The organism is Kocuria dechangensis (genome assembly GCF_014636775.1).
GTDB lineage: Bacteria > Actinomycetota > Actinomycetes > Actinomycetales > Micrococcaceae > Kocuria > Kocuria dechangensis.
On record NZ_BMEQ01000046.1, the window covers coordinates 1 to 14996 of the forward strand.

15 protein-coding genes and 1 pseudogene are annotated in these 14996 nt (G+C 71.1%); 12 read left to right on the forward strand and 4 right to left on the reverse strand.

The window, feature by feature from the left end:
* The 3 genes and pseudogenes from IEW07_RS21295 to IEW07_RS19885 all read left to right on the forward strand — a co-directional run.
* Positions 1-239, forward strand: a pseudogene (locus tag IEW07_RS21295) (hypothetical protein); the annotation flags it as partial.
* 63 nt (positions 240-302) lie between these two features.
* Positions 303-599, forward strand: a complete 297-nt coding sequence (locus IEW07_RS21300) for a hypothetical protein (RefSeq protein WP_229742005.1) — start codon at positions 303-305, stop codon at positions 597-599.
* 31 nt (positions 600-630) lie between these two features.
* Positions 631-1530: a diacylglycerol/lipid kinase family protein gene (locus IEW07_RS19885; RefSeq protein ID WP_188540401.1), complete on the forward strand. Its 900-nt coding sequence runs from the start codon at positions 631-633 to the stop codon at positions 1528-1530.
* 45 nt (positions 1531-1575) lie between these two features.
* Here the strand turns inward: IEW07_RS19885 and IEW07_RS19890 are convergent, their stop codons facing one another.
* A complete protein-coding gene (locus IEW07_RS19890) occupies positions 1576-2772 on the reverse strand; it encodes a PucR family transcriptional regulator (RefSeq protein ID WP_229742006.1) in 1197 nt (398 codons plus the stop codon).
* A 94-nt stretch (positions 2773-2866) separates the two neighbouring features.
* Between IEW07_RS19890 and IEW07_RS19895 the strand changes: the two genes are divergently transcribed.
* Together IEW07_RS19895 and IEW07_RS19900 are read left to right on the forward strand one after the other, a co-directional pair.
* The gene (locus tag IEW07_RS19895; RefSeq protein ID WP_188540404.1) at positions 2867-3919 is read left to right on the forward strand and encodes a ferredoxin reductase; all 1053 of its coding nucleotides are present in this window, start codon (positions 2867-2869) and stop codon (positions 3917-3919) included.
* Positions 3920-3940: 21 nt separating this feature from the next.
* Entirely contained in the window at positions 3941-5101 is a 1161-nt protein-coding gene (locus tag IEW07_RS19900) for a fatty acid desaturase family protein (protein WP_188540406.1), read from the forward strand.
* Between the two features lie 65 nt (positions 5102-5166).
* Here IEW07_RS19900 and IEW07_RS19905 read toward each other — a convergent pair whose 3' ends face one another.
* Together IEW07_RS19905 and IEW07_RS19910 are read right to left on the reverse strand one after the other, a co-directional pair.
* Complete coding sequence (locus tag IEW07_RS19905; RefSeq protein ID WP_188540408.1) at positions 5167-5436, reverse strand: hypothetical protein; 270 nt, start codon at positions 5434-5436, stop codon at positions 5167-5169.
* A gap of 245 nt (positions 5437-5681) precedes the next feature.
* Positions 5682-6368, reverse strand: a complete 687-nt coding sequence (locus IEW07_RS19910) for a DNA alkylation repair protein (protein WP_188540410.1) — start codon at positions 6366-6368, stop codon at positions 5682-5684.
* A 330-nt stretch (positions 6369-6698) separates the two neighbouring features.
* On the opposite strand from IEW07_RS19910, the gene IEW07_RS19915 reads away from it, so the two are divergent.
* Both IEW07_RS19915 and IEW07_RS19920 read left to right on the forward strand, forming a co-directional pair.
* Entirely contained in the window at positions 6699-7421 is a 723-nt protein-coding gene (locus IEW07_RS19915) for a helix-turn-helix transcriptional regulator (protein ID WP_308738250.1), read from the forward strand.
* A gap of 94 nt (positions 7422-7515) precedes the next feature.
* Positions 7516-8361: an aldo/keto reductase gene (locus IEW07_RS19920; RefSeq protein ID WP_188540412.1), complete on the forward strand. Its 846-nt coding sequence runs from the start codon at positions 7516-7518 to the stop codon at positions 8359-8361.
* 184 nt (positions 8362-8545) lie between these two features.
* Here IEW07_RS19920 and IEW07_RS19925 read toward each other — a convergent pair whose 3' ends face one another.
* The gene (locus IEW07_RS19925) at positions 8546-9607 is read right to left on the reverse strand and encodes a LacI family DNA-binding transcriptional regulator (protein ID WP_188540414.1); all 1062 of its coding nucleotides are present in this window, start codon (positions 9605-9607) and stop codon (positions 8546-8548) included.
* 195 nt (positions 9608-9802) lie between these two features.
* Between IEW07_RS19925 and IEW07_RS19930 the strand changes: the two genes are divergently transcribed.
* The 5 genes from IEW07_RS19930 to IEW07_RS19950 all read left to right on the forward strand — a co-directional run.
* Positions 9803-11167: an ABC transporter substrate-binding protein gene (locus tag IEW07_RS19930; RefSeq protein WP_188540416.1), complete on the forward strand. Its 1365-nt coding sequence runs from the start codon at positions 9803-9805 to the stop codon at positions 11165-11167.
* The gene (locus tag IEW07_RS19935) at positions 11164-12153 is read left to right on the forward strand and encodes a carbohydrate ABC transporter permease (protein WP_188540418.1); all 990 of its coding nucleotides are present in this window, start codon (positions 11164-11166) and stop codon (positions 12151-12153) included. Before IEW07_RS19930 ends, IEW07_RS19935 begins: the two co-directional genes overlap by 4 nt.
* Positions 12154-12155: 2 nt before the next feature.
* Positions 12156-12980, forward strand: coding sequence for a carbohydrate ABC transporter permease (locus IEW07_RS19940; protein WP_188540420.1), 825 nt, complete (start codon positions 12156-12158; stop codon positions 12978-12980).
* A 96-nt stretch (positions 12981-13076) separates the two neighbouring features.
* Complete coding sequence (locus IEW07_RS19945) at positions 13077-14765, forward strand: glycoside hydrolase family 13 protein (protein ID WP_229742007.1); 1689 nt, start codon at positions 13077-13079, stop codon at positions 14763-14765.
* A gap of 85 nt (positions 14766-14850) precedes the next feature.
* Positions 14851-14996 (forward strand): ATP-binding cassette domain-containing protein (locus IEW07_RS19950; RefSeq protein ID WP_188540423.1); only part of this gene is annotated, 146 nt, incomplete at its 3' end.

The following is a 14996-nucleotide window of genomic DNA, read 5'->3' on the forward strand; positions in this document are numbered from 1 at the left end:
ACCGCCTGCCCGCCCGCTCCTTCCCCCGCCTGCGCGCCATGGCCCCGGTGCTGGCCGACTACGACGGGGCGGGCGAGCTCGAGGCGGGCATCACCATCCTGCTCGGCGGACTCGCCGCCCAGCTCCAGGCCACGCCCTCGCCATCCAGCCCCCCGACCGCGCCGGCCCAGGGCACTGCCCCGAACACCGCCGGGGCACTCACGGGTGCTGCGGTGCGTCCCGACCAGCTCGACGCCTGACCCGCTGGACCCAAGACCCGCTCGACCCCTGACCCGTTCGACCCGTTGCATCCAGGAGTTCTCATGACCACCATCGCCACCTCCGAGTCGACCGGCAACGACGATTTCCCGCCCCGCTCCAGGCCCGGCACAGGAACCCCGGTCCCGGCCCCGGCGGCACCGGGCAGCCGCCTGGGCCCAGAGGGGGACTTCCCGGAGGACCTCTCGGAGCTGGGAATGGCGGCCCTGCAGGTGCTGCACTCCCGGATCATCCGCCAGCTCGACCACGACTACCTCACCGACCCCGCCGGACCCCACCCGGCCACCATCGACCGGTGCTCCGAGGTGGGCGCGGAGCTGGACGCCCGCGACGCCGCCTGATGCCGCTCCGACCTTCATCGACAGGAACACCATGACCAGCCCTGCCCGCCGCTTCGACTCCATCTCGCTGATCTTCAATCCCCACAGCACCGGCGACGCCCCCGAACTGGCCGCCCGGTTGCGCGAGCAGCTGGTGGAAGAACTGCCCTACATCGTGGACATCCGGCTGCTGCCCACCGCCCACGCCGGGCACGCCGTGGACCTGGCCCGCCAGGCGGCCGCGACCCCCAACGCACTGGTGGTCTCGGTCAGCGGCGACGGGGGCTACCACGAGGTCGTCAACGGGGTCATGGCCGCCGGATCCACCGACGCCGTGTGCGCGGTGGCCGCCGCGGGCAACGCCAACGACCACCAGCGCACCACCGCCCGCCGGCCCCTTCCCCAGGCCGTCGCCGCCGGCCACGTGCGTCAGATGGACCTGCTGCACCTCACCGTCGGGGACGGGCCGGGCGCGGAGGCGGTCTACGCGCATTCCTACATCGGGTTCGGGCTGACCCCGGTGGTGGCCATCGACATGGAGAAGGGCAACAAGGGCGCGCTCAAGGAGCTGGTCTCGGTGGTGCGGACCTTCGCGAGGTACCGGCCCTTCCGCATCGAACACACCGACGGCACCCGGGCCAAGATCGACAGCCTGATCCTCGCCAACATCCCGCAGATGGCCAAGTACGCCACCCTCAGCGAGGCCGCCGACCGCCCGGCCGACGGGAAGTTCGAGGTGATCCTCTTCCCGCACACCGCCAAGTGGAAGGTGCTGCTCAAAGCCGCCCGCGCCACCACCACGGGCCTGGGCGATCAGCCCAGCGTGGCCCGCTACGAGTTCACCACGCTCAAACCCATCCCCTACCAGCTCGACGGGGAGGTCCGCTCCGCCCCGGCCCACACCCGCATCCGCGTCGAGTCCGCACCGTCGGCCCTGAGCGTGGTCGGGTGACCGGTGCCCCGGGTGGTCCTTCCCCGGATCTGCCGGCTCCGCCCATCAGTTCAAGGGGCCGGTCTCGCCCTCGCCGGCACGCAGCACGAGCTCGAGCTCGAACCGGGCCTGGGGGTCGTTGAGGTCCTCGCCGAAGATCTCGCGCAGCTGGTTGATGCGGTAGCCGACGGTCTGTTCGTGGATCCCCAGCTGGGCGGCCATCGCCGCACGGTGACCGTGGTGCTTGAGCCAGGACAGCAGCGTGGCGCGCAGCCGTTCCTGCTGCCCGGCGCGCAGCGTGCCCAGGGGTGCCAGCCGTCGGGTGGCCAGGTCCTGCAGCAGGGTCGGTTCGGCGTGCAGGACCAGGGTGAGGAGGTGATCGGCCACCCACAGGGGTCCTTCAGGGTCCGGGGCCTCGCGGGCAAGCAGGTCCCGGGCCAGTACCGCCAGCCGGAGAGAATCCGGAGCAGCACGCCAGGGCCGGGCGGGACCGACCACGGCCCCTCGTCCGGTGAGGACCCGCTCCAGCTTCTGGCGCTGCGTCGTGGACGTGGGCGCCGGCAGCACTGCCACGACGTCACCGGGACGGGAGGTGAGCAGGGCGGCCTCCCCCAGCCGGGACCCCAGCCCGGTGTGCCGAGCAGCCGTCAGCGTCACCACCACGACCCGTTCGGGCAGGGTCCATCCGGCCGCCACGGCGGCGGCGCGCACCGCCTCCTCGTCGCCGTGGCCACGGATGAGCATCTCCACGACCGTGGCGCGCAGCCGGTCACGCTCCCCAGCGCGTTCGGACTGTTCGGCGGCGTATCCCTGGGCACTGGCCGCGGAGAGCTCCTCGATGTAGGCGAACACCGATTCCGTGAGGGCGATCAGCACCGAGGCCTCGAAGCCGGCGTCCACGGCCAGCCGCGACAGCGACCGCAGGGTGGTGCGGGCGCCCGAGCGGTAGGCGGCGAACAGCGCATCCATCGGCCGCCCCTGGTGCACCTCGGCCCGGCCGAGTCCTTCATAGACCCGCCGGCCCTCTTCCTGCAGTGCCGGCTGGTGGGTGCCGGCAAGGCCCAGGAACCGGGTGAGGGCGACCTCGACCCCGGACCGGATCTCATCCCGCAGGGGGCCCTCCAGGGGAACGGCGTAGACGGGGACGTCGTGGTGGGCCGCCTCCAGCAGCTCCTCGGTCACGGCGGGCAGGTGCCGCATCACCACGGGAGGCAGCGACGGGGGCAGCGCCGTCCAGGGCAAGTTGCGATCCGGCTCCGGCACGGGTCCTCACTTTCATCATGCCGCCACACATTTGCGGGTTGAATCGGAGCTGATGGCACGAGATTAGTCCGGTGTCCTGCGGGATATTTGTGCCATGGTCAGATTACGTGTGCTGTCCCGCCTGGCGTCGGCCTTCACCACCCCCTTCTCCCCGCAGGACTTCCTGCGCCTCGTCGACCCGCTCTCCAGCGCCCGGCAGCTGCGCGCACTGGTGACGGCGGTGGAGCCTGAGACCGCGGACTCCGTGACCATCCGCTTCCGCCCCGGCAAGGGCTGGAACCCGCACGAGGCCGGCCAGTGGGCGCGGATCGGCGTCGAGATCGACGGCGTGCGGCACTGGCGCTCCTACTCCTTGAGCACCGGCGCCGGCCAGGACCCGGCCATCACGGTGACCGCCATGGGCACCGTCTCCACCGCCCTGGTGCGGAACACGAAGGTCGGGGACGTGCTGTTCCTCGCCCCGCCCGAGGGCGACTTCGTGCTCCCCGAGCACCCCCGGCCCCTGCTCATGCTCACCGCCGGCAGCGGGCTCACCCCCGTCATGTCGATGATCCGCACCCTCGTCCCGCGGCGCCCGGACGCCGACGTGGTGCTCGTGCACTCCTCCCCCTGTCCCGAGGAGGCCCTGTTCGCCGAAGAACTGGCCGAGCTCGCGGACCAGTTCCCCGGCTTCCGCCTCGTGCAGTGGTTCACCGGTGAGCGCGGCCGCCGCCTCGACCTCACCACGACCTCCGACCTCGACGCCGCCTGCCCCGACTGGCGCGACCGCGCGGCCTACGCGTGCGGGCCCGCCGACTTCCTCGACGCCGCCGAGGCGCTCTGGGACCGGGAGGAGGGCGAGCTGCGGGTCGAGCGCTTCTCCCCCGTCCTGTTGCCCGGGGCCGGAGGGGAGGGCGGCCGGGTGACCTTCGAGCGGTCCGACCAGGAGGTCGAGGCCGACGGTTCCACGACCCTCCTCGAGGCCGGAGAAGCTGCGGGGGTGGTGATGCCCAGTGGGTGCCGGATGGGCATCTGCCGGTCCTGCCTGGTGCCGCTGCGGGCAGGCCAGGTCCGGGACCTGCGCACCGGGGAGGTCCACGGCGAGCCGGGAGAACTCGTGCAGACCTGCATCTCCGCCGCCGCCGGACCCGTCAACCTCGACATCTGATCCCCGCAGAAAGGACGACCCATGTCCCCCACCGCTTCCTCCGGCCGGAGCGCACCCACAGCCCGCCCGGCGCCGGCCCCAGCACCGTCACGGGCCCCGGACGGCGCACCGGGTGTTCGACCGTCGGCCGCCGCGCACCTCACCGACGAGCAGGTCGAGGAGCTGGGGCGGGAGCTCGACGCCATCCGCGCCGCCGTGATCGAGGACCGCGGGGCCAAGGACGCCGCCTACATCCGCCGGGTCATCCGTGCTCAGCGCTCCCTCGAGCTCGCCGGGCGCGCCACGCTGCTGTTCTCGAAGCGCAGGAGCGCGTGGGCCGCCGGGACCTCGATGCTCACCGTGGCCAAGGTCATCGAGAACATGGAGATCGGCCACAACGTCCTGCACGGCCAGTGGGACTGGATGCGCGACCCCGACATCCACTCCACCACCTGGGAGTGGGACTTCGTGACCCCGGCCGAGGCCTGGCAGCACACCCACAACGACCTGCACCACACGTGGACCAACGTCATCGGCAAGGACCGCGACGTCGGGTACACGATCCTGCGCATGAACCCCGACCAGCCGTGGGGATGGAAGAACCTGGGCAACCCCCTCTACAACGCGCTGCTGGCCCCGGTCTTCGAGTGGGGCATCGCCCTCTACGACCTGGAGCTCGACAAGGTGCGGGAGGGCACCAAGTCCAAGGCCGAGTTCCGGCGGGCCCTGAAGGCTCTGGGGATGAAGTTCGCCAAGCAGATCGCCAAGGACTATGTGGCCACCCCGCTCCTGGCGGCGATCGTGAGCGGCTCGGGGAAACAGGCCCTGACCGCCACGGCCACCGCCAACGCGGTGCGCAACGTGTGGGCGCACGCCGTGATCTTCTGCGGGCACTTCCCGGCCGGGGCGGACACGTTCACCGAGGCCCAGATCCAGGGCGAGACCCGCGGCGACTGGTACGTGCGGCAGATGATCGGCTCGGCCAACATCTCCGGGTCCAAGCTGATGCACCTGATGACTGGCAACCTGTCCCACCAGATCGAGCACCACCTGTTCCCGGACCTGCCCTCGAACCGCTACGCCGAGGTCGCCGTGAAGGTGCGCGAGATCTGCGAGCGCTACGGCCTGCCCTACACCACCGGCCCGTTGTACAAGCAGGTCGGCTCCGCCTGGGCGAAGGTCTTCCGCCTGGCCCTGCCCTAGAACGGCCGTCGCGACTGCTTCACCGAAACGGTTCGAGGACTTGCGTCGCGGCCCGGTGGGCCCGCTCAGGCGCGGGGAGGATCCGGGGAGTTGCTGATCTCGGGCTCGCCGTCGCCGCGGTGGTTGGTGTTCTCCCACTGCGGGTCCTGGGGGCTGGGGGTCCGGGCCGAGCTGAGGTCCACGGTGACGGTGGCGTCCGGGAAGAGGGTGCGGGCCCGCTCGGTCATCCGGGTCAGTTCCGGCTCGTCGGCGGCGGTCAGCTCCCCGGTGACGGCCAGGGTCACGGCGTTGCCGGTGCGGTCGATGCGGACGAGGACGGAGACGGTGCGGCTCATGGCCAGGACCTTTCATGGCAGGGCCACCCCAGAGGGCCGACTGCTTGACCTCGCCGGGGAGGTGCTTCCACCGTAGGGCACGAGGATGTGCAAACCCCTGGCATCTCCCCTGGTCACCGACTTGTTCCACCGGGCCGCCGTCATGGACCGGTGCATGCGGTGTGCCGCCCACAGGAGTGCTCTGACGGGCCGCGAAGCCTGGTGCGGGCCCGGTCCCCGGGTGTCCGGCCGGATCGAGGTCCCGCCTACTGACGGTGCTGCCGGCGCACCATCTCGGTGATCCAGATGGGCGCGAACGGGGACGTGCAGTTCGCCGGAGTCGGGTAGTCCTTGAGCACCTCCAGGCGCTCACCGATGTCGATGGCACGGGCGCGGTGCTCGGGGTGCTCGATCCCGATCTGCGCCAGGCAGTGGTTCATCGCCCACTGCAGCCGGTCCGGGGCGTCTCGCATCTGCGCCTCGATGACGTCGAGCAGCCCGGACAGGTCGAGGCCCTCGGGCTTCTTCGCCACCCGCTCGGTGGCCAGCGCCCAGCCGGCGCTGGCGACCACCGGATCCGGATCGGCGGACCACGCCAGGCGCAGCTCGTCGGCGTGAGGGCTCTTCTTCACCACGTAGTTCACCAGCCAGCCGTGCACCTTGGGGGTGCGCGCCCGGCGCACCATGACGTCCAGCTCCTCACGGGCGAACGCCTTCGGGCGGCAGATCAGGATCGCCAGCAACTGCGCCGCGGTGTCATCGGTCTCCCAGAGCCGGCACGCGAGGTCCTGTTGCGTCTTCAGCCGCTTCGCGAGCCCGCGCAGCCTGCCGAGGTTCACGCCGTGGTCGTCACCGTGCTTCTCGTTCACCGCGCGCACCTTCGGGTCTTCCAGCGCGGCCAGCTCGGCCAGCACCGCGGCCACCGTCGTCCCCGCCACCGTCGTCCTGGCCACCTCGACCTCCTGCCCCTCACGAGTGAGCTCCAGCCTATCGGCGAGCGCGGGCACGTTCCGCGCCGACCCATATCGGGTGGTCCGGGCCCGCCCGCGGGCAAGGTCCTCCGGGGAATCGCCGCCGCATCATGGGAGGCCCTGCTGTTCCAGGTACTGGCAGACCCTCCCTCAGCTGCCCGGCGGGTCCTAGCGTGGAGGCCATGGACCACACCGCCGAAGTGCGCCAGTTCCTGGCCACCCGCCGGGCCAGGATCACCCCGGAGCGGGCCGGGCTGCCCGCCTGGGGGGGCCCACCGGCGGGTGCCGGGGCTGCGCCGGGAGGAGGTGGCGATGCTGGCCGGGGTCAGCGTGGACTACTACACCCGCCTGGAGCGCGGGAACCTCCGGGGCGTCTCGGAGGAGGTGCTGGAGGCGATCTGCTGGGCGCTGCAGCTGGACGAGGCCGAGCGAGCCCACCTGTTCGCCCTGGCCCGCACCGCCGGCTCCTCCTCCGGCGCCCGGCAGCGGCCCCCGGCTCAGCGGGTGCGCCCGGGGGTGCAGCGGGTGCTGGATGCGATGACGGGCGCCCCGGCGTACGTGCGCAACGGGCGCCTGGACGTCCTGGCCACCAACCGCCTGGGCGCCGCGCTGTACGCTCCGGTGCTGTCCAGCCCGGCCCAGCCGGCCAACACCGCCCGCTTCACCCTCCTGGACCCCCAGGCCCCGGTCTTCTTCCGGGACTGGGAGCAGGTGACCGAGGACGCCGTGGCGATCCTGCGTGCCGAGGCCGGGCGCCACCCCGAGGACCGGGCGCTGTCGAACCTCATCGGGGAACTGTCCACCCGCAGCGATCGCTTCCGCACCCGATGGGCGGCGCACAACGTGCGCTACCACCGCACCGGTGCCAAGCGACTGCACCACCCGGTCGTCGGCGACCTCGATCTGGACTACGAGGTGATGGAACTGCCCGCAGACCCGGGGCTGACGGTCATCACCTACACGGCCGAACCCGGCTCCCCCGCCCAGGACGCCCTGAACCTCCTGGCCAGCTGGGCCGCCACCACCCGCGAGTAGCCCACGGCGCGAGCGCACGACGGAACCTTAACCGCGGCGGCCGGCATCGTCCCTCGTTCACCGACCTTCCCCTGTCGAAAGGAACCACCGCACCATGCAGAACGTCACCTTGAACACCGGTGCAGAGATGCCGATCCTCGGCTTCGGGGTCTACCAGATCCCGTCCCAGGACACCGAGCAGGCCGTGCTCCACGCACTTCGGGCCGGATACCGCTCCCTGGACACCGCCGCCTACGGCAACGAGGAAGCCGTGGGTGCGGCGATCCGTGCCAGCGGCATCGACCGCGAGGAGGTGTTCGTCACCACCAAGCTGTGGGTGCAGGACCCCGGGGAGGAGTCCAACACGCTGCGCGCGTTCGAGGCCTCGCTGGGCCGCCTGGGCCTGGACCACGTCGACCTGTATCTGATCCACCAGCCCTACGGCGACTACTACAGCCAGTGGCGGGCCATGCAGCGGATCCACGCCGAGGGCCGGGCGCGCGCCATCGGGGTGTCGAACTTCCCCCCGGACCGGCTCGTGGACCTCATCACCCACAGCGAGATCACCCCGGCGGTGAACCAGATCGAGACCCACCCCTTCCGGCAGAACCACGACTACCACCGGCTGATGATCGAGCTCGGGGTGCAGATCGAGTCGTGGGGCCCGTTCGCCGAAGGGCGCAACAACCTGTTCACCAACCCCGTGCTGAGCAGGATCGCCGCCGCCCACGACCGGACCGTCGGGCAGGTCGTCCTGCGCTGGCTCACCCAGCGCGGTGTGGTGGTGATCCCCAAGTCGGTGCGGCCCGAGCGCATGGCGGAGAACTTCGCCTCCCAGGACTTCGACCTCACCGAGGTCGAGATGACCGAGATCGCCGGCCTGGACACCGGTGAGTCCCAGTTCTTCGACCACCACGACCCCCAGATGGTGCGCCGGCTCGGCACCCACCGGGTCGACTGACCCCACCGTGCGGGCCCCCGCGGACCCGCCCCGGTGTCGAGGGCGGACGACGGGCCAGGACGCCCCGCCTCTTGAGGGGCGCCCCGAGGCGAGGAGCACGGGGGATCAAGCGGTCGCGCCGAGGGGCCCTGCTTCCCGGCTGCCTGCGGCACCGTGCTGCGGGACGGGGCCTCCCCGGTTCCGGTTAGTGCTGGGTGGCCCCCGTCGCGGGGCGTGCAGGACTGGGCTGGTCGTTGCGGGCGGGGGCGGTGGTGCTGCGCACGACGACGCGGGTGGGCAGCTTCTGCGCCCGGTCGGGGTCCTCCCCGCGCAGCAGGGCCAGCAGCAGGTGCGCGGCGTGCATGCCTTGGTCACGGACGGGCTGGCGCACGGTGGTGAGATCCACCAGCTCGGCCAGGGGGTGGTCGTCGATGCCGATCACGGAGATGTCCTCGGGCACGCGCAGTCCCGCGCGTCGGATGGTGCGCATCGCGCCCAGGGCCATCTCGTCGGAGTGGGCCAGCACGGCAGTGGGGAGCTCGCGGACGCTGAGCAGCTTCTCCATGGCCTCGGCGGCCTGGACCCCGCCCCAGGTCGTGGTGACGACCAGCTCCTCGTCGACGGTGACCCCGGCGTCGGCCATGGCCTCGTAGAAGCCGCGCGTGCGCCCGCGGCGGGCCGGCTGCTCGACGCGGTCGGGGTCGACGGCGGTGATCGTGGCGATCCGGCGATGCCCCAGGCGCAGCAGGTGCTCGGTGGCCTGGCGGACGGCGGCGGCGTCGTCGATGGAGACATAGGGGTAGGTCGCGTCCTGGCCGCCGGCGGCGACGATGGTGACGCCCATCAGCTCCAGGCGGCGTCGTTCGTGGTCGGTGATCGGCACGGCGACCACCACGACAGCGTCCACCTTGCGGCGGGCCGGCAGGTGCTCGAAGAACGCGTGACGCCCCTCAGGGTCTCCGACGTGGTAGAGCAGCACGTCGTTGCCGGCCTCGCGCAGGATCTCCTCGAGTCCGTTGACCATCTCCCCGAAGTACCAGCGGTCGATGTGGGGGACCACCAGGGCAATGGTGCGGGTGGTCCCCGTGGCCAGGCGCGAGGCTTCCGGGGAGGCGACGTATTCGAGACGACGGGCGACCTCGGCGACACGCTCCCGGGTGGCGGCGGCCACGCCGTAGGCGCTGTTGAGCGCCCGCGAGGCGGTGGCCAGGGAAACCCCGGCCTCACGGGCCACGTCGGCCAGGCCGACGGCTTTGGAGGAGTTCATGGCCTCAGTGTAGAGCCCTCGGAAGCGTTTCCCAACACACGAGCAGGAATCCCCTGAAGAGCTGACGAAGCGGATCACCCCTCCTTCTTACCCCCTCTGGCAGGGGGTTGACTCCCTCGAATGTGTCCTACATCATGTTCGGAAGCGCTTCCGAAATGACGGGGCGCATCGACTCCTCCGGGAAGGAAGCTCCACATGACTGAGCATCTGGTGACCCCCCATTCCGCGGGCACCGTGGGTACGAAACTGCGTGTTCTGGGGCTGGGGGCGTGCGCCCTGTTCGCCCTCGCCGCCTGCGCACCTCCGGGCAGCGGCTCCCAGCCGGCCGCCTCGGAGACCGCCCCGACGGAGGTCTCCACCGAGCTGGGCGACGAGCCGGTCGAGCTGACCCTCTACGACGGGGCCGGGCTGAAGGCCAAGGACGAGGCGCTGATCGAGGCGTTCACCCAGAAGCACCCGAACGTGACCATCACCGGCCGCTACGACCCCGATGACGTGCAGGCCCAGAACGCCCCGCGCGTGCTGGCCTCGGACGACCCGCCGGACATCGCCCGGGTGATCGCCCTGTCCGACGTGGCCGGCGACGGGCTGTTGACCAACTTGGACGCCTACGCCGACGCCTACGGCTGGGACGAGCTGCCGGAGGGTCAGCTGGCCCAGTACCGGGTGGACGAGAACGGAGTGCGCGGTGAAGGCCCGCAGTACACGATGGCGGACGGCTTCACCGTCACCGGCTTCTACTACAACAAGGAGCTGGCCGAGAAGGTCGGCATGACCGAACCCCCGCAGACCGTGGAGGAGCTCGAGGGTCTGCTGGCCGAGGCCAAGGACGCCGGCATCGTCCCGATCATGGCCGGCAACCAGACCGGCCAGGTGATGACCACCACCCAGATGCTCCTCAACAACGCCCTGGGCGCCGGGTCGATCAACGAGTGGGTCTTCCACGCCCCGGAGGCCACGGTCGACACCCCCGGGGCAGCCGAGGCCGTGGCCACGGTCCAGGACTGGGCCGAGGCCGGGTACTTCCCCGCGGACACCAACGGCACCGACGCCACCGGGGCGCTGGGCCGGTTCGCCCAGGGCGAGGCCCTGTTGTACGCATCCGGCAACTGGGACGCCGCCGCCCTGGACGAGCAGATGGGGGACGACGTCGGGTTCTTCCTCCCCCCGGCCCCCGAGGGCAACGAACCGGCGACGATGTCGGACCCGGCCTCGAACTTCGCCATCCCGGCGGGATCGGACGCCAAGGACGCCGCCGCCGCGTTCCTGGACTTCCTGCGCAGCGAGGAGGCCCGCCAGGTCGTCGCCGACGCCGGCTTCGCCCCCTCCGGCGAGGGCGAGGTCCCGACGACCGAGGAGGGCTCGGTCAAGGCCCAGATCCAGGAGGCCTTCGCACGGCTGGTGGAGGCCGACGGGCAGGTGCAGTTCGTGCAGAACGCCACGAACGGCCTGACCACCACCTGGAACTCCGAGGTCCAGCGCCTGGTCGACGGATCCACCACCCCGGAGGACCTGCTGGGCGCTGTCCAGACCAAGTACGAGGACGAGCTGGGCCGATGAGCTCCCTCGACGGGTCCACCGGACCGCTGCAAGGCCTGACCCTGCCCGCCCCTCCTCGGGAGGAGCAGCCCGTGAGGGTCGACCGTGACGCGCAGGCACCCCGCCCGCGGAGGCGGAGGAAGAAGCGGAGGAAGAACTGGATCGGATGGCTGTTCGCGGCCCCGGCGGCGATCATGTACGCGGTGTTCGTGCTGCGCCCCCTGGCCACGTCGATCCAGTACTCGTTCTACGACTGGGACGGCATCACCGTCGGCACGTTCGTGGGCCTGGACAACTACGTGCGGGTCTTCACCGACCCGCAGCTGCTGTCCTCGATCGGGCACGCCTTCTTCCTGATCATCTTCTTCACCGTCATCCCCGTCTCGATCGCCCTGCTGGTCGCCGGGCTGATCCGGGAGCTGCGCAGCAAGGGCCTGGGCAAGCTGGCCCAGACCCTGCTGTTCATCCCCTACGTCATCCCGGCCGCGGCAGCGGCGATCGCCTGGAGCTGGATGTACGCCACCACCGGTGCGGTCAACCAGTTCCTGACGGTCATCGGGCTGGAGGCCGTGACCCGCGCCTGGCTCGGGGACGCCGGCTGGGCGCTGCCGGCGGTGGGACTGATCGGGACCTGGATCAACCTCGGGTTCTGCACCATCCTGCTGATGTCGGGCATCGGCAAGATCGACGCCTCCCTCTACGAGGCGGCCAAGCTCGACGGGGCAGGGTTCTTCCAGACCTTCCGGGCGATCACGCTGCCCGGGCTGCGCCAGGAGATCGGGGTCTGCGTGACCATCACCATCATCGCCGCCCTGGCCAGCTTCGACATCGTGTTCATGTCCACCCAGGGCGGACCCGGCTACTCCACGATGGTCCCCGGCGTCCAGGTGTACCAGCTCGGTTTCACCGAGTCCCGCATCGGGCTGGCCTCGGCCCTGGCCCTGGTGCTCAGCGCGCTCGTGCTGGCCGTGATCCTGCCCCTCCAGAAGTTCTTCCGGGAGAAGTGACCATGCAGACCTCCAAGAGCACCCAGATCCCCGGCGTGGCCCTCCTGCTGCTGGCCATGGCCTTCTCCGTCTTCCCGCTGCTGAGCATGCTCTCCACCGCGCTCCAGCCCCAGGGCAGCGTCCCGCTGGGCCTGAGCTGGCCCGCGGACCCCCAGTGGCACAACTTCGTTGACGCCTGGAAGGTCGCCGACATTACCACCCTGGCCGGCTCCAGTCTCCTGCTGGTGCTCGGCGTGGTGCCCGTGGGGGTGCTGCTGGCCACGATGGCCGGCTACGCCCTGGGCCAGTTGCGCGTCCCGGGCGGGGCGATCTTCTTCATGCTCCTGCTGCTGGGTCTGACCCTGCCCTTCGAGGTCACCATCGTCCCGCTGTACTACCAGATCCGGGACATGGGCCTGCTCAATACCCGCCTGGGGCTGATCCTGCCGCTGATCGGACTGAACATGCCCTTCGCGGTGTTCTGGATGCGCGCGCACTTCCTCAACGCACCGGCCGAGCTCTCCGAGGCCTCGAGCATGGACGGGGCCAACGCCTGGCAGTCCTTCCGCGCCATCCACCTGCCCCTGGCCCTGCCCTCGATCGCGTCCTTGGCGCTGCTGATGTTCATCTCCACCTGGAACCAGTTCCTGCTGGCGATCGTGCTGATGGACGATCCGGAGAAACGCACCATGGCCGGTGCCCTGCAGAACTTCGTCGGCCAGTACTCCACCGACGTGGTCCTGCTCAACGCCGGATCCCTGCTGATCATGGCCCCGATGATCCTGGTCTTCCTCTTCTTCCAGCGCCACATCGTCAAGGCCATGCTCGCCGGATCCGTCAAGGGCTGAGCCGGGGCGCCCCGTGCCGCCGGCGGCCACCGCAGCCGCCCGTCTCCCGCGTCCTCCCACCGCTTCTCTCGCTTCTCTTCCACGGACGGAGCCCTCGTGCCCACTTCCTCCACCCTGCCCACCGCTGCCACTGCTGTCACCGCTGCCGCCGACCCGGACTGGTGGCGCACCGCGGTCGTCTACCAGGTCTACCCCCGGTCGTTCGCCGACTCCGACGGTGACGGCATCGGGGACCTGGGCGGGCTGCTGGACCGCCTGCCCTACCTCGCCCGCCTGGGCGTCGATGCGATCTGGCTCAGCCCCTTCTACCCCTCCCCGCTGGCCGACGGCGGCTACGACATCAGCGACTACCGCGACGTGGACCCGCGCCTGGGCACCCTGGCCGATTTCGACCAGGTCGTGGCCACCGCCCACCGGCTGGGGATCAAGATCATCGTCGACATCGTCCCCAACCACACGTCCGACCAGCATCCGTGGTTCCAGGAAGCGCTCGCCTCCCCGGCGGGATCCCCGGCCCGGGACCGCTACATCTTCCGCGACGGCACCGGACACGACGGGGCCACCCCACCGTCGAACTGGGTCTCCCACTTCGGCGGGCCGGCCTGGGAGCGGATCACCGAGCCGGACGGCACCCCGGGGCAGTGGTACTGCCACCTGTTCGCCAAGGAACAGCCCGACCTGAACTGGGAGAACCCCGAGGTCCGCGCCTACTTCAAGGACACCCTGCGGTTCTGGGCCGACCGGGGCGTGGACGGCTTCCGCATCGATGTGGCCCATTCCCTGGCCAAGGACCTCTCCCACCCCCTGCGCGACCAGCCCAACCTGGACCGGATGCTGCCCCTGGACGGCACCGACCCCCTCTACGACCGCGAGGAGGTGCACACCATCTACCAGGAGTGGCGGGAGGTCTTCAACGAGTACGACCCGCCCCGGATGGCCGTGGCCGAGACCTGGTCCCCGGCCAACGAGCGGACCTACCTCTACGCCCGCCCCACCGAACTCGGGCAGGTCTTCGACTTCTCCCTGCTGAAGTCCCCGTGGGGCCGTGACCGCTTCGTGGCCGTGATCGACCAGGCCATCGCCGGACATGCCGGCGCCGGCGGGGGGCTGACCTGGGTGCTGTCCTCCCACGACGTGCCCCGGCACGCCTCCCGACTGGCCCTGCCCGAGGGCACGGACCCGGACGACTGGCTGATCACCGACGGCCGGCACCCGGTGCTCGATACCCCGCTGGGGCTGGACCGGGCGCGGGCGGCCACCCTGATGATGCTGGCCCTGCCCGGCTCGCCGTACCTGTACCAGGGCGAGGAACTGGGTCTGCCCGAGGTCCCCGACATCCCCCGCGAGGCACTGCAGGACCCGGTCTGGTACCGCACCAACCACACCCTCAAGGGCCGTGACGGCGCCCGGGTGCCTCTGCCCTGGACCCGCACCGGGACCTCCTTCGGCTTCGGCGACGGCGGCGCCTGGCTCCCCCAGCCCGAGAGCTTCGGACGGCTGTCGGTCGAGGCCCAGGACGGGATCCCCGGCTCGACCCTGGAGATGTACCGCCACGCTCTGCGCCTGCGGCGCGACCACCCGGGACTGCGCGGCTCCGACTTCGCCTGGGCCGACGCCCCTGCCCACTGTCTGGCCTTCGACCGGGGCCCCGGATTCCGGTGCCTCGTCAACCTCTCCGGCGTCCCCTGTCCGCTGCCCGGGGGTGCGGAGGTCCTGATCTGCAGCGGCCCTCTCACCGACGGCCTGCTGCCGCCCGACCACACCGCCTGGCTGTCCACTTCCTGATCCGCACCCGGAGCCGTCCCGGCTCCCCCACCCCTGGCCCACCCCGCGCAGCACGTCGCGGGGCCTCCGAAAGGAACGACTGATCATGTCTTCTGTGCGCTACGCCAACGTGACCTGCCAGTACCCCGGGGCCGCCCGGCCCTCGGTCACCGACCTGTCCCTGGAGATCGCCGACGGGGAGTTCCTCGTGCTGGTCGGCCCGTCCGGGTGCGGGAAGTCCACCACCCTGCG

Coding starts and splice junctions, on each gene's coding strand:
- IEW07_RS21300 (WP_229742005.1), top strand. CDS start 303: ATGACCACCATCGCCACCTCCGAGTCGACCGGCAACGACGATTTCCCG.
- IEW07_RS19885 (WP_188540401.1), top strand. CDS start 631: ATGACCAGCCCTGCCCGCCGCTTCGACTCCATCTCGCTGATCTTCAAT.
- IEW07_RS19895 (WP_188540404.1), top strand. CDS start 2,867: ATGGTCAGATTACGTGTGCTGTCCCGCCTGGCGTCGGCCTTCACCACC.
- IEW07_RS19900 (WP_188540406.1), top strand. CDS start 3,941: ATGTCCCCCACCGCTTCCTCCGGCCGGAGCGCACCCACAGCCCGCCCG.
- IEW07_RS19905 (WP_188540408.1), bottom strand. CDS start 5,436: ATGAGCCGCACCGTCTCCGTCCTCGTCCGCATCGACCGCACCGGCAAC.
- IEW07_RS19915 (WP_308738250.1), top strand. CDS start 6,699: ATGCTGGCCGGGGTCAGCGTGGACTACTACACCCGCCTGGAGCGCGGG.
- IEW07_RS19920 (WP_188540412.1), top strand. CDS start 7,516: ATGCAGAACGTCACCTTGAACACCGGTGCAGAGATGCCGATCCTCGGC.
- IEW07_RS19925 (WP_188540414.1), bottom strand. CDS start 9,607: ATGAACTCCTCCAAAGCCGTCGGCCTGGCCGACGTGGCCCGTGAGGCC.
- IEW07_RS19930 (WP_188540416.1), top strand. CDS start 9,803: ATGACTGAGCATCTGGTGACCCCCCATTCCGCGGGCACCGTGGGTACG.
- IEW07_RS19935 (WP_188540418.1), top strand. CDS start 11,164: ATGAGCTCCCTCGACGGGTCCACCGGACCGCTGCAAGGCCTGACCCTG.
- IEW07_RS19940 (WP_188540420.1), top strand. CDS start 12,156: ATGCAGACCTCCAAGAGCACCCAGATCCCCGGCGTGGCCCTCCTGCTG.